At 70.3% G+C, this 17172-nt stretch carries 19 protein-coding genes; 9 read left to right on the forward strand and 10 right to left on the reverse strand.

Annotated elements, in window-relative coordinates; all coding sequences use genetic code 11:
* Nucleotides 1-80 precede the first annotated feature (80 nt).
* Nucleotides 81-1865 (forward strand): glyoxylate carboligase, encoded by a 1785-nt coding sequence (gene gcl / locus ACFYXB_RS08770; protein WP_389579309.1) that lies wholly within the window; start codon nucleotides 81-83, stop codon nucleotides 1863-1865.
* 89 nt (nucleotides 1866-1954) lie between these two features.
* Here gcl and ACFYXB_RS08775 read toward each other — a convergent pair whose 3' ends face one another.
* The 3 genes from ACFYXB_RS08775 to ACFYXB_RS08785 form a co-directional block, all read right to left on the reverse strand.
* On the reverse strand, nucleotides 1955-2194 hold the full coding sequence (locus ACFYXB_RS08775) for a hypothetical protein (protein ID WP_389579311.1): 240 nt from the start codon (nucleotides 2192-2194) through the stop codon (nucleotides 1955-1957).
* Between the two features lie 447 nt (nucleotides 2195-2641).
* On the reverse strand, nucleotides 2642-3535 hold the full coding sequence (locus ACFYXB_RS08780) for a 2-hydroxy-3-oxopropionate reductase (protein ID WP_388499576.1): 894 nt from the start codon (nucleotides 3533-3535) through the stop codon (nucleotides 2642-2644).
* Nucleotides 3536-3571: 36 nt separating this feature from the next.
* On the reverse strand, nucleotides 3572-4402 hold the full coding sequence (locus ACFYXB_RS08785; RefSeq protein WP_389579314.1) for a TIM barrel protein: 831 nt from the start codon (nucleotides 4400-4402) through the stop codon (nucleotides 3572-3574).
* Nucleotides 4403-4648: 246 nt separating this feature from the next.
* On the opposite strand from ACFYXB_RS08785, the gene ACFYXB_RS08790 reads away from it, so the two are divergent.
* From ACFYXB_RS08790 to ACFYXB_RS08815, 6 genes are all read left to right on the forward strand, one after another.
* The gene (locus ACFYXB_RS08790) at nucleotides 4649-4900 is read left to right on the forward strand and encodes a hypothetical protein (protein WP_389579316.1); all 252 of its coding nucleotides are present in this window, start codon (nucleotides 4649-4651) and stop codon (nucleotides 4898-4900) included.
* Nucleotides 4901-4947: 47 nt separating this feature from the next.
* On the forward strand, nucleotides 4948-5259 hold the full coding sequence (locus ACFYXB_RS08795; RefSeq protein ID WP_389579551.1) for a helix-turn-helix domain-containing protein: 312 nt from the start codon (nucleotides 4948-4950) through the stop codon (nucleotides 5257-5259).
* 135 nt (nucleotides 5260-5394) lie between these two features.
* Nucleotides 5395-5907 (forward strand): 2-oxo-4-hydroxy-4-carboxy-5-ureidoimidazoline decarboxylase, encoded by a 513-nt coding sequence (gene uraD / locus ACFYXB_RS08800; protein WP_389579319.1) that lies wholly within the window; start codon nucleotides 5395-5397, stop codon nucleotides 5905-5907.
* Nucleotides 5908-5911: 4 nt separating this feature from the next.
* Entirely contained in the window at nucleotides 5912-6313 is a 402-nt protein-coding gene (uraH, locus tag ACFYXB_RS08805) for a hydroxyisourate hydrolase (RefSeq protein ID WP_351348858.1), read from the forward strand.
* Nucleotides 6314-6317: 4 nt separating this feature from the next.
* A complete protein-coding gene (pucL, locus tag ACFYXB_RS08810; RefSeq protein WP_389579323.1) occupies nucleotides 6318-7238 on the forward strand; it encodes a factor-independent urate hydroxylase in 921 nt (306 codons plus the stop codon).
* Between the two features lie 120 nt (nucleotides 7239-7358).
* On the forward strand, nucleotides 7359-8735 hold the full coding sequence (locus ACFYXB_RS08815; protein WP_389579326.1) for an 8-oxoguanine deaminase: 1377 nt from the start codon (nucleotides 7359-7361) through the stop codon (nucleotides 8733-8735).
* A gap of 324 nt (nucleotides 8736-9059) precedes the next feature.
* Here ACFYXB_RS08815 and ACFYXB_RS08820 read toward each other — a convergent pair whose 3' ends face one another.
* Complete coding sequence (locus tag ACFYXB_RS08820; RefSeq protein ID WP_389579329.1) at nucleotides 9060-10493, reverse strand: MFS transporter; 1434 nt, start codon at nucleotides 10491-10493, stop codon at nucleotides 9060-9062.
* 110 nt (nucleotides 10494-10603) lie between these two features.
* Here ACFYXB_RS08820 and ACFYXB_RS08825 point away from each other — a divergent pair, with 110 nt between their 5' ends.
* Nucleotides 10604-11005, forward strand: a complete 402-nt coding sequence (locus ACFYXB_RS08825; protein ID WP_389579332.1) for a winged helix-turn-helix transcriptional regulator — start codon at nucleotides 10604-10606, stop codon at nucleotides 11003-11005.
* A 15-nt stretch (nucleotides 11006-11020) separates the two neighbouring features.
* On the opposite strand, the gene ACFYXB_RS08830 is transcribed toward ACFYXB_RS08825, so the two are convergent.
* The 4 genes from ACFYXB_RS08830 to ACFYXB_RS08845 all read right to left on the reverse strand — a co-directional run bounded on the left by ACFYXB_RS08830 (nucleotide 11021) and on the right by ACFYXB_RS08845 (nucleotide 14310).
* Nucleotides 11021-11443 (reverse strand): acyl-CoA thioesterase, encoded by a 423-nt coding sequence (locus ACFYXB_RS08830; protein WP_351348843.1) that lies wholly within the window; start codon nucleotides 11441-11443, stop codon nucleotides 11021-11023.
* Between the two features lie 98 nt (nucleotides 11444-11541).
* Nucleotides 11542-12177: a hypothetical protein gene (locus ACFYXB_RS08835; protein ID WP_389579336.1), complete on the reverse strand. Its 636-nt coding sequence runs from the start codon at nucleotides 12175-12177 to the stop codon at nucleotides 11542-11544.
* A gap of 78 nt (nucleotides 12178-12255) precedes the next feature.
* Nucleotides 12256-12855 carry a histidine phosphatase family protein gene (locus ACFYXB_RS08840; protein WP_389579339.1) on the reverse strand — a complete coding sequence of 200 codons (600 nt, stop codon included), beginning with the start codon at nucleotides 12853-12855 and terminating at the stop codon, nucleotides 12256-12258.
* A 246-nt stretch (nucleotides 12856-13101) separates the two neighbouring features.
* Complete coding sequence (locus ACFYXB_RS08845) at nucleotides 13102-14310, reverse strand: pyridoxal phosphate-dependent aminotransferase (RefSeq protein WP_351348834.1); 1209 nt, start codon at nucleotides 14308-14310, stop codon at nucleotides 13102-13104.
* A gap of 82 nt (nucleotides 14311-14392) precedes the next feature.
* Between ACFYXB_RS08845 and ACFYXB_RS08850 the strand changes: the two genes are divergently transcribed.
* Nucleotides 14393-15019, forward strand: a complete 627-nt coding sequence (locus tag ACFYXB_RS08850; RefSeq protein WP_389579342.1) for a winged helix-turn-helix transcriptional regulator — start codon at nucleotides 14393-14395, stop codon at nucleotides 15017-15019.
* A 75-nt stretch (nucleotides 15020-15094) separates the two neighbouring features.
* Here ACFYXB_RS08850 and ACFYXB_RS08855 read toward each other — a convergent pair whose 3' ends face one another.
* Both ACFYXB_RS08855 and ACFYXB_RS08860 read right to left on the reverse strand, forming a co-directional pair.
* Nucleotides 15095-15907: a hypothetical protein gene (locus ACFYXB_RS08855; protein ID WP_389579345.1), complete on the reverse strand. Its 813-nt coding sequence runs from the start codon at nucleotides 15905-15907 to the stop codon at nucleotides 15095-15097.
* A complete protein-coding gene (locus tag ACFYXB_RS08860) occupies nucleotides 15907-17169 on the reverse strand; it encodes a VWA domain-containing protein (RefSeq protein ID WP_389579347.1) in 1263 nt (420 codons plus the stop codon). Before ACFYXB_RS08860 ends, ACFYXB_RS08855 begins: the two co-directional genes overlap by 1 nt.
* Nucleotides 17170-17172 lie beyond the last annotated feature (3 nt).

Genomic DNA, 17172 nt, shown 5'->3' on the forward strand with positions numbered 1-17172 from the left:
AACTAAATTCCGCAATACGGAAGTGCTTACCGCGGGGCGCGACGGAAGTACGCATCCGACAGCCGAAGCAGGAGTACTCGATGGCTCGTATGACCGCTGCCCGCGCGGCAGTTGAGATCCTCAAGCGCGAGGGCGTCTCGGACGCGTTCGGTGTGCCGGGCGCGGCGATCAACCCCTTCTACGCGGCGCTCAAGGCCTCCGGCGGCATCACCCACACCCTCGCCCGCCATGTCGAGGGCGCCTCGCACATGGCCGAGGGCTACACCCGTACCCACCCCGGCAACATCGGCGTCTGCATCGGCACCTCAGGACCGGCCGGCACCGACATGATCACGGGGCTGTACTCGGCCACCGGCGACTCCATCCCGATCCTCTGCATCACCGGCCAGGCCCCGACCGCGGTGATCCACAAGGAGGACTTCCAGGCCGTCGACATCGCCTCGATCGCCAAGCCGGTCACGAAGATGGCGGTCACGGTCCTGGAGGCGGCGCAGGTCCCCGGTGTCTTCCAGCAGGCCTTCCATCTGATGCGCTCGGGGCGTCCAGGCCCGGTCCTGATCGATCTGCCGATCGACGTCCAGCTCACCGAGATCGAGTTCGACCCGGAGACGTACGAGCCGCTCCCCGTCTACAAGCCCGCCGCGACCCGCCCGCAGATCGAGAAGGCGATCGGGCTGCTCAACGCGTCCGAGCGGCCACTGATCGTCGCGGGCGGCGGTGTCATCATCGCGGACGCGGCCGAACTCCTCGTCGAGTTCGCCGAGTTGACCGGCATCCCGGTCGTCCCGACCCTCATGGGCTGGGGCGTGCTCCCCGACGACCACGAGCTGAACGCGGGCATGGTCGGCCTGCAGACCTCGCACCGCTACGGCAACGCGACCTTCCTGGAGTCCGACTTCGTCCTCGGCATCGGCAACCGCTGGGCCAACCGCCACACCGGCAAGCTCGACGTCTACACGGCCGGCCGCAAGTTCGTCCACGTCGACATCGAGCCCACCCAGCTCGGCAAGATCTTCGCCCCCGACTACGGCATCGCCTCCGACGCGAAGGCCGCGCTGCAGCTGTTCATCGAGGTGGCCAAGGAGCTGAAGGCGGCGGGCAGGCTCCCCGACCGCGGCGCCTGGGCGGCGTCCGCGCAGGAGAAGAGGGCCACGCTCCAGCGCCGTACGCACTTCGACAACGTCCCGATCAAACCGCAGCGTGTCTACGAGGAGATGAACAAGGCCTTCGGCCCGGAGACTCGGTACATCTCCACCATCGGCCTCTCGCAGATCGCCGGCGCCCAGATGCTGCACGTCTTCAGGCCGCGGCACTGGATCAACTGCGGCCAGGCAGGCCCGCTCGGCTGGACGATCCCGGCGGCGCTGGGCGTGGCGAAGGCCGACCCGGAGGCCTCGGTCGTCGCCCTCTCCGGCGACTACGACTTCCAGTTCATGCTCGAGGAACTGGCCGTCGGCGCCCAGCACAAGATCCCGTACGTCCATGTCCTCGTGAACAACTCCTACCTGGGCCTGATCCGCCAGGCGCAGCGGGCGTTCGACATCGACTTCCAGGTCAATCTGGAGTTTGAGAACATCAACTCGCCGGAACTGGGCGTCTACGGCGTCGACCACGTCAAGGTCGCCGAGGGCCTCGGCTGCAAGGCGATCCGCGTGACCGACCCGAACGAACTGGGCGCGGCCTTCGAACTGGCCAAGAAGCTCGCCGCGGAGCACCAGGTGCCGGTGGTCGTCGAGGCGATCCTGGAGCGGGTCACGAACATCTCGATGTCCACGACGAATGACATCAGCAACGTGGTCGAGTTCGAGGAAGTCGCGACGGAGCCGGCGCATGCGCCGACGTCGATCAAGACGCTCAAGGTCTGACACGAGGGTGCAAGTGAGGGCGGCCCCGTCCAGGAGATGGGGCCGCCCTCTGTTTTCTGCTTTCTGCGTTGCGTCTGCCGGGTGCCAGGTCAGTCCTCGAGGTGTTCCGACAGGCCCGGCCACTCGTCCGGGCCGCCGCCCTGCCACTCGATGAGATCGCTCTCCTCGACCTCGATCCGGTCCAGGTCGGCCATGCGCAGGATCTCGACGACGTCGTCCAGGTGGGAGGCGATCCCCAGGGTCACGTCACCCTCGGTGACCCGCCGGGACCCGTCCAGGGCGGGGGCGTGCACCACGAGGTGCGGGAACTGGGGCGATGGCTGCGTCATGACTAAAGCCTCCTGCGGAGCGGCTGGTTCCGCACTCCGGAGGAGGCTGGCCGTCCGACGGCGCGAGACCGGGCGCGACGGTACGTTCGCGCCGCCGGACGGAGACGGTGGGAGGTGAGGGGCTCCCTGTGGGAGCCGTGGGGCTGGGACCGCGGCGGTCGCGACGGGCCGGGAACGCCCTCCCCTCAGGTCGGGAAGGGGAACCCGGGTCCTTCACCACCGCACTGGCTCGCGAGGCGCCGCGGTCCTCGCCCGGCCCACCCTGCCGTTCGGCCACCCCTCATCCGGGCCGCTCGGCTGCGGGCTGCGCGCACGGAGTCAGGACCTCCCGTCCGACTCCGCACGCCGTTCGTGGGTTCAGTTCGCTCGGTTGGTTCCGGGCGGCGCCGGCGCCTGGGCGCGACAGGACAGTTGTCGGCGCCGGTGCCGCCCGGAAGTCGGGGTGCGTCAGACCTGGGCGCCGGAGAGGCGCTCCACGGCCCGCAGCAGGGCGGAGTGGTCCAGGCCGCCGTCGCCCTGCGCACGCAGGCTGGCGACCAGCTGGGCGACCACGGCGCCGACGGGCAGCGCGGCGCCGACATTGCGGGCGGCGTCCGTGACGATGCCCATGTCCTTGTGGTGCAGGTCGATGCGGAAGCCCGGCTTGAAGTCGCGGTTCAGGAAGTTGTCCTTCTTCCGCGTCAGCACGGTGGAGCCCGCCAGGCCGCCATTGAGGACGTCCAGCGCCGCCGTCAGGTCCACGCCGGACTTCTCCAGGAAGACCACGGCCTCGGCGCACGCCTGGATGTTCACGGCGACGATCAGCTGGTTGGCCGCCTTCACGGTCTGACCGGAGCCGTGCGGACCGCACAGCACGATGGTCTTGCCGAGCGCCTCGAAGATCGGCTCGGCGGTGTCGAAGTCGGCCTGCTCACCGCCGACCATGATCGACAGCACCGCCTCGACGGCACCGGCCTCACCGCCGGACACCGGGGCGTCGAGGACGCGGATGCCCTTCTCGCCGGCGGCCTTCGCCAGGTCGATCGAGGTCTGCGGGGTGATCGAGGACATGTCGATCAGCAGGGCGCCGGACCGCGCGTTGTCCAGGATGCCGTCCGGGCCGTAGGAGATGGCCTCGACCTGCGGGGAGGCGGGCACCATCGTGATGACCACGTCGGCGTCCCGCACGGCCTCGGCGATCGAGCCGGCCGCGGTGCCGCCGGCGGCGGTCAGCCGGTCCAGCTTGTCCTGCTCCAGGGTGTAGCCCGTGACGTCGTAACCCGCCTTGATCAGGTTCTCGGACATGGGGGAGCCCATGATGCCGAGGCCGATCCATGCGATCTTGGGGAGAGTGTTGCTCATGGGTGCCTCTCTGACTGCGGTGCGAAGTCGGGGTGTTCAGCGGGACTCGCGCGGGAGCCACTCGAAGGCCTCGGAACTCGGCTGGTCGCCCGGCTTGTACTCCAGGCCGACCCAGCCGTCGTAACCGGCCTTCGCCAGCTGGTCGAGCAGCTCCTTCAGGGGGAGCGAACCGGTGCCGGGGGCGCCGCGGCCGGGGTTGTCGGCGATCTGCACATGGCCGGTCTTCGGCGCGTAGTGCTCGATGACCGAGGGCAGGTCCTCGCCGTTCATCGACAGGTGGTACAGGTCCATCAGGAACTTCGCGTTCCCGAGACCCGTGGCCGCGTTGACCTTGTCCACGACCTCGATCGCGGCCGGCGCCGACACCAGCGGATACAGCGGTGACTCCGGCTTGTTCAGGGCCTCGATCAGCAGGATCGCGCCGATCCGGTCGGCGGCGCGGGCCGCGAGGACGAGGTTCTCCAGGGCCAGCGCGTCCTGCTCGGCCGGGTCGACGCCGTCGACGCGGTTGCCGTACAGGGCGTTGAGCGCCTTGCAGCCCAGCGCGGCGGCGAAGTCGGCGGCCACGTCGATGTTGGCGCGGAACCGGTCCGACTCCTCACCGGGCAGCGACAGGGCGCCGCGGTCGGGGCCCGGGAGCTGTCCGGCGTAGAAGTTCAGGCCCGTGAGCTGCACGCCCGCGTCCTCGATCGCCTTCTTGAGGGCGTCGAGTTCGGACTGTTCGGGGGTGGGGGAGTCGACCCAGGGCCACCACAGCTCGACCGCGGAGAAGCCCGCCGCGGCGGCGGCCGCGGGGCGCTCCAGGAGCGGGAGTTCCGTGAAGAGGATCGACAGGTTGACGTTGAAGCGCTGGTCTGCGAATCCCATCTGGGCCGCGCTCCTTCCGTTCTCGCATTTCCGTATTGCGGAAGTTGATTTCTGCTTAATGGAAGACTGCAGGTCTGGTCGGGGAGTTGTCAAGGGGGTCGGGGGGCGAGGCCGTGTGTGGCGCTGGGCCGGTGCGGGGTGTCGGCGTCGCACGCCGCTGCGCTCTCTTCCTCGGCGGGCTCGCCCTTTTCGTGGCTGTTAAGGTCCTCCCGGAGTGACCGGGGCGAGCGATGCCATGGGGGCGCAGTGCGATTGCGAGTGGAGTTCACGACGGAACCCTTCGATCTCGACGAGGCCCCGGCGCACGCGCTGGCGGCCCGCGAGGTCATCGAGGCGGCCGAGCTGGACGCGGTGGACGTCGGCCCGTTCGGCAACACGGCGGAGGGTGGCGCCGACACCGTGCTCAGCGCCGTCGACGCCCTGCTGCGCAAGTCGCTGGAGGCCGGCGCCACCCGGATCTCGCTGCAGGTCAACGTGATCGGGAAGGGCGACAATTGACCGGGGACGAGCCTTTCATCGCGGCCGTGAAGCCATTGGTCGACGCCATGGGCGGGGAGATGCTGCCCCCGGACGAGGCCGGTCCCGACGACGTCGTGCTCGCCTGGGAGGGCGCCGACGTCGTCGCCGTACGCCTGCCTCAGCTCGCCGACTCCCTCGACCACATCCTGGCCGCCATGGAGCGCAAGCGGGGCAAGCCGCTGGCCGAGCTGGACCGCAAGGCCAAGCAGGAGGTCGTACGCATACTGGAGGCGCGCGGCGCCTTCTCCGTACGGCACGGCGTGGAGACCGTGGCCGGCGCCCTGGGCGTCAGCCGCTTCACGGTCTACAACTACCTCAACCGTGAGAAAGAGGCCTGACCCGGGAAGATCGCGTAGCTGAGGCGGCTCTGCAACCCGGAATTTTCAACAAAGTGTTGACGTTGTGTTCCGGAGGGCGTTAGCTGGCCGCAGCCCGTTCAGCACCCAAGGCCGCTCGCGGCCACGGAGGCCCCCGTGACTTCGACTTCCACGCCCCCGGGCCTGGCCCGGTTCAACGACCTTACGGAGCACGCGGCCCTCGCCGCACTCCACGAGGCGTGCGCCTCCACGGCATGGGCGCGCCGGCTGCTCACCGGCCGCCCCTACGCCACCGCGGACGACCTCTACATCGCCGGCGACGCAGCCATGGCCGAGCTGACCGGTGAGGATCTGGCCGAAGCCATGGCCGGACACCCGCCGATCGGCCGCCCGAAGCAGGGCGATCCGACCTCGGCCCGGGAGCAGCGCGGCATGGCCGGCGCCTCCGACGATCTCAAGGCGGAGATGCTGGAACTGAACCTGGCCTACCAGGACAGGTTCGGCCATGTCTTCCTGATCTGCGCCACCGGCAGAACCGGTGAGCAGATGCGGGACGCGGTCAAGGAGCGGATCGGGAACTCGCCCGAGCAGGAACGGGAGATCGTCCGCACCGAGCTGGGCAAGATCAACCGGATCCGGCTCGGCCGACTCGTCGAAGAGGACGCCTGACACCATGAGCACCAGCACCACCGCCTCCGTGTCCACGCACATCCTGGACACGAGCATCGGCCGCCCCGCCGGCGGCGTCGCCGTCCAGCTCTCCGCTCGCGGCGGACGGGAAGCCGGCTGGCAGGCGCTCGGCGGCTCTGCGACCGACGTGGACGGGCGGTGCAAGGACCTGCCGGCCCTGCCGGAAGGAACCACCCACGTACGGCTCGACTTCGCCGTGGAGGCGTATTTCGAGCGTTTCGAGAACAAGCAAGCCGATGCGCAGCAGGACGCCCCCGCGAATCGGGACAGCGGTGCCGTGTTCTTCCCCGAGGTGGCGATCACCTTCGCCGTGAAGGCCGGGGAGCACTATCACGTACCGCTGCTGCTCAACCCGTTCGGCTACTCCGTTTACCGAGGGAGCTAGCTCAATGACCGTCAATTCCCGCCCTGCCCGACCTGTGATGCTGGGACAGAACCAGTACGGCAAGGCCGAGAACCGAGTCGTAAAGATCACGCGGGACGGCGCCACCCATCACATCAAGGACCTCAACGTGTCCGTGTCGCTCTCCGGCGACATGGAAGAGGTCCACTACTCCGGCTCCAACGCCCACGTCCTGCCGACCGACACCACCAAGAACACGGTGTACGCGTTCGCCAAGGAGTACGGCATCGAGTCGGCCGAGCAGTTCGGTATCCACCTCGCCCGCCACTTCGTCACCTCGCAGGAGCCGATCCACCGGGCCCGCATCCGCATCGAGGAATACGCCTGGGAGCGGATCGAGACCTCCGGCGACAAGAAGCACTCGTTCGTCCGCAAGGGCCAGGAGACCCGGTTGACGCAGATCACCTACGACGGCACGTCGTGGGAGGTCGTCTCCGGGCTCAAGGACCTCGTCGTGATGAACTCGACCGACTCCGAGTTCTGGGGCTACGTCAAGGACAGGTACACGACGCTCCCGGAGGCGTACGACCGCATCCTGGCCACCCAGGTCTCCGGCTGCTGGCGGTTCAACTGGACCGACGACGAGCAGGAGATGCCCGACTGGGAGGAGTCGTACGACCAGGCGAAGAAGCACATGCTCCAGGCCTTCGCCGAGACGTACTCCCTCTCGCTCCAGCAGACGCTGTACCAGATGGGCTCGCGCATCATCGACCACCGCGGTGAGATCGACGAGGTCCGCTTCTCGCTGCCGAACAAGCACCACTTCCTGGTCGACCTGGAGCCCTTCGGGCTGAAGAACGACAATGAGGTGTACTTCGCCGCCGACCGGCCCTACGGCCTGATCGAGGGCACCATCCTGCGGGACGGCTGCGAGGCGCGGATCCCGGTGGACCTCACGAACCTGTAGTCCTGGCAACTTCATCTCGGCACCCGCGGCCGGCGATCCCCGCGCCCCGGCCGCGGCACTCAAACTCCCAGGGTCCTGCCGTGCCCGCTCCCCGAGTCCACTGAGCGAAAAGGACGAATCATGGCAGCAGCCCAGCGCACCGTCATCGAGAACGCCGCGATCGCGACGGTCGACGCGGACGACACCGAGTACGCGAGCGGACACGTCGTCATCGCCGGCAACCGCATCGAGGCGCTCGGCGCGGGCAAGGCCCCCGAAGGCCTGGAGAACGTCGTACGCCGCATCGACGCCGGCGGGCACCTGGTCACCCCCGGCCTGGTCAACACCCACCACCACTTCTACCAGTGGATCACCCGCGGTCTGGCCACCGACCACAACCTCTTCAACTGGCTCGTTGCGCTCTATCCGACCTGGGCGCGCATCGACGAGCCGATGGTGTACGCCGCCGCGCAGGGATCCCTCGCGATGATGGCCCGCGGCGGAGTCACCACCGCCATGGACCACCATTACGTCTTCCCGAAGGACTCCGGCGACCTGTCCGGCGCCATCATCCGCGCCGCCCGCGAGACGGGCGTCCGCTTCACCCTCGCCCGCGGTTCCATGGACCGCAGCGAGAAGGACGGCGGTCTGCCCCCGGACTTCGCCGTGGAGACCCTCGAAGGCGCCCTCGCCGCCACCGAGGCGACCGTCAAGGAACACCACGACTCGTCCTTCGACGCGATGACCCAGGTCGCCGTCGCGCCCTGCTCACCGTTTTCCGTCTCCACCGAACTCCTGTGTGAAGGCGCCGAGTTGGCCCGCCGTCTCGGCGTACGCCTGCACACCCACGGTTCGGAGACGGTCGAGGAGGAGAAGTTCTGCCACGAGCTGTTCGGCATGGGCCCGACCGACTACTTCGAGTCGACGGGCTGGCTGGGCGAGGACGTGTGGATGGCGCACTGCGTCCACATGAACGACTCCGACATCGCCGCCTTCGCCCGTACGAAGACCGGTGTCGCCCACTGTCCCTCCTCCAACGCCCGCCTGGCAGCCGGGATCGCCCGCGTCCCCGACATGCTCGAAGCCGGCGTCCCGGTCGGCCTCGGCGTCGACGGCACCGCCTCCAACGAGTCCGGCGAACTGCACACCGAACTGCGCAACGCCCTCCTCATCAACCGCCTCGGCGCCCGCCGCGAGGCTGCCCTGAACGCCCGCCAGGCGCTGCGCCTCGGGACGTACGGCGGCGCCCAAGTCCTCGGCCGCGCCGCCGAGATCGGCTCCCTGGAGCCGGGCAAGCTGGCCGACCTGGTGCTGTGGAAGCTGGACACCCTCGCCCACGCCTCCATCGCCGACCCGGTGACCGCCCTGGTCCTCGGCGCGGCGGCACCGGTGACGGCCTCGTTCGTGAACGGCCGTCAGATCGTCCAGGACAGCCACCTGCTGCACGTCGACGAGGACGCCATCGCCCGCTCCACGCGGGCGGAAGCCCAGCGGCTCGCGCGGATCACCGCGCAGTAACTCCTCTTCGCCGTACGGCTTTTGATCTCCGGCCGGGAGGGACGGCTCCCGGCCGGTAGCCGTGGACCCGAGCGGGGTCCATGGCGGCCGTCTCCGGGGCGCGTGCGTGGACGCGCACGCGCCCCGGACGGTCACCGTCCCCACCGGTCCCGCACGACCGCGAGCACCACCTCCAAGAAACCCACGTCAGAGCCGACGTGTTAACCGACCGGAGGAGAGCCGGTACCGGACCCGGCCGGGACCTGAGGAGGGGCCGATGCCCTCGGCGAACCGGTTGTGCAACTTCCGCTCGCCGACAGCGAGTTCGTGGGCCTGCGGCCGGGGTCAGTCCCGCCTCCCCGGCCGCAGCACCACCGCCGCCAGCGCCAGGGCGCCCACGGCGAGCCCCGTCGCCACGCGGAAAGCGAGCCGGTAGCCCTCCGCCGTGGCCGGGATCAGCTCCGCGCCCCCGTCGAGCAGTCCGCCGGTACGGCTCGCCGCCAGGGTCGTCAGTACGGCCAGGCCCAGTGAACCGCCCACCACCTGCGTGGTGTTGAACAGCCCGGAGGCCAGTCCCGCGTCCTCTTCCCGTGCCCCCGTCATGGCGAGCCCGGTCAGCGCGGGCATCGCGGCGGCGAACCCGGTGGCCAGCAGGAGCAGCGGCGGCAGCACGTCGGTGACGTACGAGCCGTCGGCCGGTGCACGGCTCAGCAGGGCCATCCCGGCGACGATCAGGACCAGCCCGGCCAGCAGGACGCGGTACGGCCCGAACCGCCCGATGGTCCGCGCCGACAGGCCCAGCATCAGCACCCCGATCGCGACCGGCGCCGGCAGGAAGGCCGTACCGGTCGCCAACTCGCCGTAGCCGAGCACCCGTTGCAGATACAGCGCGCCGATGAACTGGAAGCCGTACATCGTCCCGATCATGATGATCTGCACGGCGTTCGCGCCGGACAGCAGCCGGGAGCGGAACAGCCGCAGCCGCAGCAGCGGGCGCGCGGCCCGCGCCTGGCGGACGGTGAACCCGGCGAACAGGGCGAGGGCGAGGCCCGCGAGCGGCAGCGAGGTGGTGAGTTCGCGGTCGCCGGAGCCGACGATGACGTACACGGTCAGCATCAGCGCACCGGTGACGAGCGCGGCCCCCGGATAGTCGGCGCCCCTGCCGAGCCCGGCGCCACGCTCGGGCGCCAGGACCCGCACCGCCGCCAGCCACGCCGCGATGCCGATCGGCAGGTTGATCAAGAAGATCCAGTGCCAGCTCAGGGCCTGGGTCAGTGCCCCGCCCAGAAACGTGCCGAGGGCCCCTCCCGCTGCGCCGACCGCGCTGAACACCGCAATGGCGCGGGCCTGTTCACGCGGCTCGGGGAACAGGGAGACCAGCATGCCGAGCACCACGGCCGACGCCATCGCCCCGCCCGCGCCCTGCAGGGCGCGCGCCGCGATCAGCACGCCCTGACTGGTGGCCACCCCCGCGAGCACCGAGGCCACGGTGAACACGGCGAGGCCCGCCGTGAACATCCGCTTACGGCCCACCAGGTCCCCGAGCCGGCCTACCAGCAGGAGCAGCCCGCCGAAGGGGATGAGATAGGCGTTGACGACCCAGGCGAGCCCTGATCCGCTGAAGCCCAGGTCGCGCTGGATGGCGGGCATCGCCACGGTGACGATGTTGCCGTCCAGGATCGTCATCAGCGTTCCCGCGCACAGCACGACGAGGGACGCCCGACGGGAGTACGTTCGATACGGCGCCGCCCCGGTCGGTGACTGGGTGGTGGTCGACATGGCCTGAAGGCCTCCGCATTCTCCGTAGGAACCGTACGTGCACCAGGTGCACGACTTGTAACGGGGAACATCGTGGGTGACCATGGGCGGAGGCATAAGGAGGCAGTTCGATGTCCCAGGGGAACACGGGTGTTACCACCCAGGTCGTGAACGCGCACGCGTGCCCGGTCCGGGAAGTTCTTGACAGGGTCGCCGGAAAATGGAGCGTCCAGATCCTGGTCGCGGCCGCGCACGGGCCCATCCGCTTCACGGAGTTGGAGCGCGGCATCGAGGGCATCAGTCGCCGTATGCTCACGCTCACCCTGCGGAACCTGGAGCGCGACGGCCTGGTGACGCGCACCGTGCATCCGACCGTGCCGCCGAAGGTCGAGTACGAACTCACCCCGGTGGCCCTGGAGTTGCACGAGACGCTCCAGCGACTGACCGACTGGGCGGAGCGCAACCGCGTGTACGTCGCCGAGGCCCGCGCGGCCTACGACGCCGAGCGCCAGCCGGAGTTGCTCGACGCGTAGGCGGGGAGGGGGCGTCTAGAGTCCGAACAGGGGCAGGTCCGTGGCCAGTTCCTTGAAGATCTCCCGTGGGTCCGCGACCAGCTTGCGCCGCTCGAGGTCCAGGATCCCGCCGACCGCGGTGATCTCGGCGGCCACCGTGCCGTCCGTCTTGCGCACCTCCTGCTCGATCCGGAACGTCTTGCCCTCGCCCCACTCGAACGCGCAGGTCACCTCGACCTCGTCGCCCGCGAGCAGCTCATGCCGGTAACGGATCGTCGTCTCCAGTGTCACCGGGCCCACGCCCCCGCCGACGAGCCGGGCCTGGCTCACCCCGGCCGCCTGGAGCAGCGACCAGCGGGCGTGCTCGGCGTAGTTGAGGTACACCGCCTGGTTGAGGTGGCCCTGCACATCGGTCTCGTATCCGCGCACGGTGACCCGGACGGAAAACGGCTTGCTCACGATGTCCTCTTCTCCTGTACGGCTTCTCGCCCATGCCTTCTCGTGTACGACGTCTCGTGTACGACGCACCGATTCCCTCCGATCCTGGCATGCCCCGTTCACGCCCGGCGCGGCGAGGCCAGCAGATGGCGCGCCCTCGTCCGAGGCTCCGTGTACTCCCCGGCTTGCCAGCCCGCCCGCTCCAACGTGGCCGCGCACGCCCGCAGGGTCTCGCCGTCGGGCACGTACACGGCGACCGCCTCGGGCTGCGGGGTCGCACGCACCCGGTAGCCGTCGCCGTCCTTCCCCGCGGGCCGGTGCCCGGCCGCCTCCAGGGCGAGCGCGGCGGCCCGCACCAGATGCGTACGCTCCCACCCGCACGGCCGGTCCGTGGCCCCGTCCGGATTGGTCATCCGGCGCAGCTCCAGCAGCCCCTGCCAGGCGCTGTGCACCTCTCGCACCCGGGCCGGGCCCGATGCTTCCGCCTCCTCCTCGCCCCCGACGCGCGCCGCGAAGCCCCCACCCGCCGCCGAAGCCTGGGCCGGGGCCGGCTCGGCAGGCTCCTGAGGCGCCGACTCCCGTACCCGATGCCCCGCCGGAGTCAGGAAGTGGTCGTGCGGAGGGCGCGGGTGCCGGAAGGCGAGCCCGCGCTTCACCAGCGCCGCGAGCTGCGCCTCCGTACCCCGCAGCCGCCCGGTGACCGGGTCGGCGGCGTCGATGACACGCCGCTGCGCGGCGGTCGGCGGTCGTGTCACGGCGTGCTCCTCCCCGTTGTCGTACCCGTCCGGCTCGTTCGAAGCGTACGACCCGGGTCCGACAACGGGGGCGCTCGGCTAGGGCGACGGCCGGATGTTCCAGCCCGCGATCACCGGGCGCATGTGCTCCGTGCTCAGCCGGCACACCGTGCCCGTGGCCAGCTGGAACAGCGCGCCCTGCGAGGGCGGCAGGCCGAGTCGGCGCGCGGTCAGGACGCGCAGGAAGTGGCCGTGCGCGACCAGCAGGACGATGCCTTCGGTGTTGGCCATGGCCGCGTCCACCTTGGCCAGCATCCGGTCGGCCCGCTCGCCGACCTGCTCGGGGGTCTCCCCGGGATGCTGCGGCGGCCCCGGCGCGACTCCGTCCGTGAACAGGAACCAGCCGGGGCGGGTGCGCTGGATCTCGGCGGTCGTGATCCCCTCGTACCCGCCGTAGTCCCATTCGCGCAGGTCGGAGTCGACTCGGCAGTCGTCCACGCCGATGAGCTGGGCCGTCTCCCGGGCGCGTTGCAGGGGGCTGACGAAGGCGGCGCCGATGCGGTGCGAGCGGACCAGCGGGACCAGCCTGCGCGCCTCGTCCCGTCCGCGCTCGGTGAGCGGGACGTCCGTCCAGCCTGTGTGCCGTCCGGACCGCGACCATTCGGTCTCACCGTGCCGGACGATAAAGAGGTCAGTCACGTGCGCGCCCTTCCCGCTCGCCTGTCGGCACCGTGGCACACGGTCGCGCCGACTCGCAGGACGGGCTGGGCCATACGGCCGCTTCGTCGTTCCGCCCCTGGTCTTGTCCCGCCTGCCTCAATGCCCCAGGGCTCCGCGCACCGTCTGCGCGAGTTCTCCGACCGCGACGACGAGCGGGGTCACGGGCTGGACGACTCCGGTCAGCCGGTCCAGGGCGCGCCCCTGACCCGGTGGTGCGTGCGAGGCCTACTGACGATACCCGCTCAGGAACCGCCCGATCCGTCCGATCGCCGCTTCCAGATCGTCCGCGTACGGGAGGGTGAGGATGCGGAAGTGGTCGGGTGCGGGCCAGTTGAAGCCCGTGCCCTGGACGACCTGGATCTTCTCCCGCAGGAGCAGGTCCAGGACGAACTTCTCGTCGTCGTGGATGCGGTGCACCTTGGGGTCGATGCGCGGGAACGCGTACAGCGCGCCCTTCGGCTTCACGCAGGACACCCCGGGGATCTCGTTCAGCTTCTCCCAGGCCATGTTCCGCTGCTCGTGCAACCGGCCGCCGGGAGCGGTGAGTTCATGGATGGACTGACGGCCGCCGAGCGCGGCCTGGATGGCGTACTGCGCGGGCGCGTTGGCGCACAGCCGCATGGAGGCCAGCATCGTGAGGCCCTCCAGATAGTTCCGGGCGTGCTGCTTCGGGCCGGTGACCACCAGCCAGCCCGAGCGGAAGCCCGCCACGCGGTATGTCTTCGACAGGCCGCAGAAGGTGAGGACGACCAGATCGGGGGCGAGCGCGGCGGCCGAGTGGTGCACGGCGTCGTCGTAGAGGATCTGGTCGTAGATCTCGTCGGCGAAGACCATCAGTCCGTGGCGGCGGGCGAGGTCGAGGATGCCCTCGACGATCTCCTTCGGGTAGACCGCGCCGGTGGGGTTGTTGGGGTTGATGATGACGACGGCCTTGGTCCGGTCGGTGATCTTCGACGCCATGTCGTCCAGGTCCGGGTACCAGTCGGCCTGTTCGTCGCACAGGTAGTGGACCGCCTTGCCGCCGGCGAGCGTGGTGACCGCGGTCCACAGGGGGAAGTCCGGTGCGGGGATGAGGACTTCGTCGCCGTCCTCGAGGAGCGCCTGGACGGCCATAGACACCAGCTCCGAGACGCCGTTGCCGAGGAACACGTCGTCGACACCGACCTCCAGGCCCAGGGTCTGGTAGCGCTGGGCGACGGCCCGACGGGCGGAGAGGATGCCGCGCGAGTCGGTGTAGCCGTGCGCCTGCGGGAGCATCCGGATCATGTCCTGGAGGATCTCCTCCGGCGCCTCGAAACCGAACAGCGCGGGGTTGCCGGTGTTCAGGCGCAGCACGCTGTGGCCCGCCTCCTCCAGCGCGTTGGCGTGCTCGATCACCGGGCCGCGGATCTCGTAACAGACCTCGCTGAGCTTGTTCGACTGCCGGAACTCCATTGCGCCCCTCCGGAAACTCGTGTTGCTTGGTTTTACCAAGTGGGAGCTTGGAAAGTCCAACAACGTGTCTAGACTGCGTCGCATGTCACCTCGCCGAAGCTACGACCAGTACTGCTCCGCCGCCCGCGCACTCGACGTCGTCGGCGACCGGTGGACCCTGCTGATCGTCCGTGAGCTGCTCGCGGGTCCGCGCCGCTACACGGACCTGCACGCGGACCTGCCGGGCGTGAGCACGGACGTACTCGCCTCGCGGTTGAAGGACATGGAACGCGACGGGCTCACGACCCGGCGCCGGCTGCCGCCGCCCGGTGCGGCCTATGTGTACGAACTCACCGGGCGAGGGCGGAAGTTGCTGCCCGTGCTCCAGGCGCTGGGGGAGTGGGGGCAGCCGGAACTGGGCGAGCGGCGGCCCACCGACGCCGTACGCGCGCACTGGTTCGCGCTGCCGCTGCTGCGGGCGATCGAGGGGGAGGGAGTCGTGGAAGTCCGCCTGGAGGAGGGGGTCTTCCACCTCGTTGTCGGCGCCGAGGAGGGTCCGGTGTACGGCGACGGTCCCGCGCCCGGCGACCCCGACGCCCGGCTCGACATGGACACGGACACCTGTACGGCCGTCAGCCGGGGGGATTTGGGCGTCCTGGACGCTGTGCGGGCCGCGCGCATCACCGTGACCGGCGACGGCACGCTGGCCAAGATGCTGCGCGAGGCCTGAGAAGCCTGAGAAGCCCCGGGAAGGAGGAAGGCCCGCCGCGACTGCGGCGGGCCTTCCTTCGGCTCAGGCCGGGAATCACACGTTCGGCGGCATCCGACCGGGTCGTCCAACGCCGCGTGTCAGCGCGTACCCGCCGACACCCGCGAGCGCGGCCAGCGCACCGCCCACCGCGGTCCACACCCAGCGGTCGGACCACCAGCCGGAGGACCAGCCGCCGTCGGGCTCGATGCCGGACAGCACGGCGGCCTTGGGCGAGGAGTCCTCGTCCGCCTCGTCCGTCTTCGGCTTCATCGCGACGCCCGGCACGAGCGGCTCGGCCAGCGAGCCGTCCACGGCGGCCGAGCCGCCGATGTCCTTGGAGTCGACGCGGACCTCGGCGTTCACCGGCTGGCCCAGGTCGGACGAGGCGAGGTTCACCGCCGTCAGCCGGATGTAGTACGTCCCCGGCAGCGGGTCGTTGGCCCACGGCTCCGACCAGGAACGGACCGTGCGCAGGACACAGGCCAGCTCGACGGAGGCGGCGCCCTCGGCGGCGGTGCGGGTCTGGTTGCCGTACTGGCAGGACTGGCGGCGGCGCAGCCCGTCGTACACGTCGATCTGCCAGGTCTCGGCAGTGTGCGACTCGGGGAGCTTCACCGTCGCGGCGACCTTCGGGCGCAGGCCCGCGTCGGCCGCGAACGACCAGTACAGGTAGTCACCCGTGGAGCCGCTCGCGGTGGCCTGCTGCCCCTGCTCGATCTCGGTCGCCGTACGGAACGCGGTGCCCGCCTGGGTGGGCGCCTTGCTGTCCTCGGAGGCGCTCGGGGAGGGCGAGGAGTCGGCGGCGGCCGGGCCCGCGGCGAGTCCCAGCGCCAGCACGGCGGCGCTCAACACATGTGTGATCCGCATCAGTTGGTCCTCCAGACCGCGAGACGCCAGCGCGACAGCCAGCCCCACAGCAGACCGGCGACGAAGCCGGTCAGCACCAGCGCGCCGAGCAGCCACCAGCCGCGCCCGAGGCCGAAGGAGGCCACGTCGCTCGCCTTGCTCGGCCCGTCCACGACATCGACGGTCAGCTCGAGCGGCAGACCCGGGGTGGTCTTCACGCCGGCGGCCGCGGAGTAGGAGTTGGTGACCTGGAGGCAGACGGTCTCGGCGGTGGCGGTCTCGTCGTCGCTCTCGGCCTTCGGGTAGCGCAGACCCGTCGAGATGACGTCCGTACGGCCGTTGCCCGCGGCCTCGCCGCGCACGATCTCACGGCCCTGCATCGTGACCGCACGCAGCAGCACGCCGTAGTCGGGGTTCACGGCCCGGTCCGCCGCCACGCTCACCGAAGCGCGCAGCTCCTGACCGGGGTTGACGTCCACCTTGTACCAGCGCTGCCGGCCGAACTCCTCGCGGTCCGTGTAGAGACCGGACTTGAGGGCCGGGGCCTGCGCGCACTGCGCGGCACCCTCGGTCTCCACCGGCGTCACCACCGGATCGGCGGCCCGATCGACCAACTGCCCGACCCGGTCGGTGAGTTCCTCCTTGTGCTGTACGGAGGTGTACGTCCCGCCGGTCGCGTCCGCGATGCAGCTGAGCTGGTCACGGGTCTTGGCGTCCGGCACCAGACCGAGGGTGTCGATGGTCAGTCCGATGCCCTTGGCGGCTATCTCGCGGGCCACCTCGCACGGGTCCAGCGGCTGGCAGGTGTCCTCGCCGTCGCTGATCAGGACGATACGGCGAGTGCCGTCACCGCCTTCGAGGTCGCCGGCCGCCTGCTGCAGCGCGGGCCCGATCGGTGTCCAGCCGGTCGGCTGCAGCGTGGCGACGGCGGTCTTGGCCTCGGTGCGGTCCAGCGGGCCCACCGGGTAGAGCTGTTCGGTGTCCTTGCAGCCCGTCTTCCTGTCGTTGCCGCGGTAGTTGGCGCCGAGCGTGCGGATGCCCAGCTGCACCTCTTCGGGCGTTGCGTCGAGCACCTCGTTGAACGCCTGCTTCGCCGCGGCCATGCGGGTGCCGCCGTCGATGTCGGCCGCTCGCATGGATCCGCTGACGTCCAGCACCAGTTCCACCTTGGGGGCGGCCTGATCGGTCTCGTCGGCGACCGCTCCGACGGGACATGCGATCCCGGCCGTCAGGGCGGCGAGCAGGGCGCAGACGCCCGCCGCCAGCCGTTGTCTTCTGATCATCGG

Origin of the sequence: Streptomyces sp. NPDC002619, from assembly GCF_042889305.1 — a bacterium.
Lineage (GTDB): Bacteria > Actinomycetota > Actinomycetes > Streptomycetales > Streptomycetaceae > Streptomyces.

Coding starts and splice junctions, on each gene's coding strand:
- gcl (WP_389579309.1), top strand. CDS start 81: ATGGCTCGTATGACCGCTGCCCGCGCGGCAGTTGAGATCCTCAAGCGC.
- ACFYXB_RS08775 (WP_389579311.1), bottom strand. CDS start 2,194: ATGACGCAGCCATCGCCCCAGTTCCCGCACCTCGTGGTGCACGCCCCC.
- ACFYXB_RS08780 (WP_388499576.1), bottom strand. CDS start 3,535: ATGAGCAACACTCTCCCCAAGATCGCATGGATCGGCCTCGGCATCATG.
- ACFYXB_RS08785 (WP_389579314.1), bottom strand. CDS start 4,402: ATGGGATTCGCAGACCAGCGCTTCAACGTCAACCTGTCGATCCTCTTC.
- ACFYXB_RS08795 (WP_389579551.1), top strand. CDS start 4,948: ATGGGCGGGGAGATGCTGCCCCCGGACGAGGCCGGTCCCGACGACGTC.
- uraH (WP_351348858.1), top strand. CDS start 5,912: ATGAGCACCAGCACCACCGCCTCCGTGTCCACGCACATCCTGGACACG.
- pucL (WP_389579323.1), top strand. CDS start 6,318: ATGACCGTCAATTCCCGCCCTGCCCGACCTGTGATGCTGGGACAGAAC.
- ACFYXB_RS08815 (WP_389579326.1), top strand. CDS start 7,359: ATGGCAGCAGCCCAGCGCACCGTCATCGAGAACGCCGCGATCGCGACG.
- ACFYXB_RS08820 (WP_389579329.1), bottom strand. CDS start 10,493: ATGTCGACCACCACCCAGTCACCGACCGGGGCGGCGCCGTATCGAACG.
- ACFYXB_RS08825 (WP_389579332.1), top strand. CDS start 10,604: ATGTCCCAGGGGAACACGGGTGTTACCACCCAGGTCGTGAACGCGCAC.
- ACFYXB_RS08845 (WP_351348834.1), bottom strand. CDS start 14,310: ATGGAGTTCCGGCAGTCGAACAAGCTCAGCGAGGTCTGTTACGAGATC.
- ACFYXB_RS08850 (WP_389579342.1), top strand. CDS start 14,393: ATGTCACCTCGCCGAAGCTACGACCAGTACTGCTCCGCCGCCCGCGCA.
- ACFYXB_RS08855 (WP_389579345.1), bottom strand. CDS start 15,907: ATGCGGATCACACATGTGTTGAGCGCCGCCGTGCTGGCGCTGGGACTC.
- ACFYXB_RS08860 (WP_389579347.1), bottom strand. CDS start 17,169: ATGATCAGAAGACAACGGCTGGCGGCGGGCGTCTGCGCCCTGCTCGCC.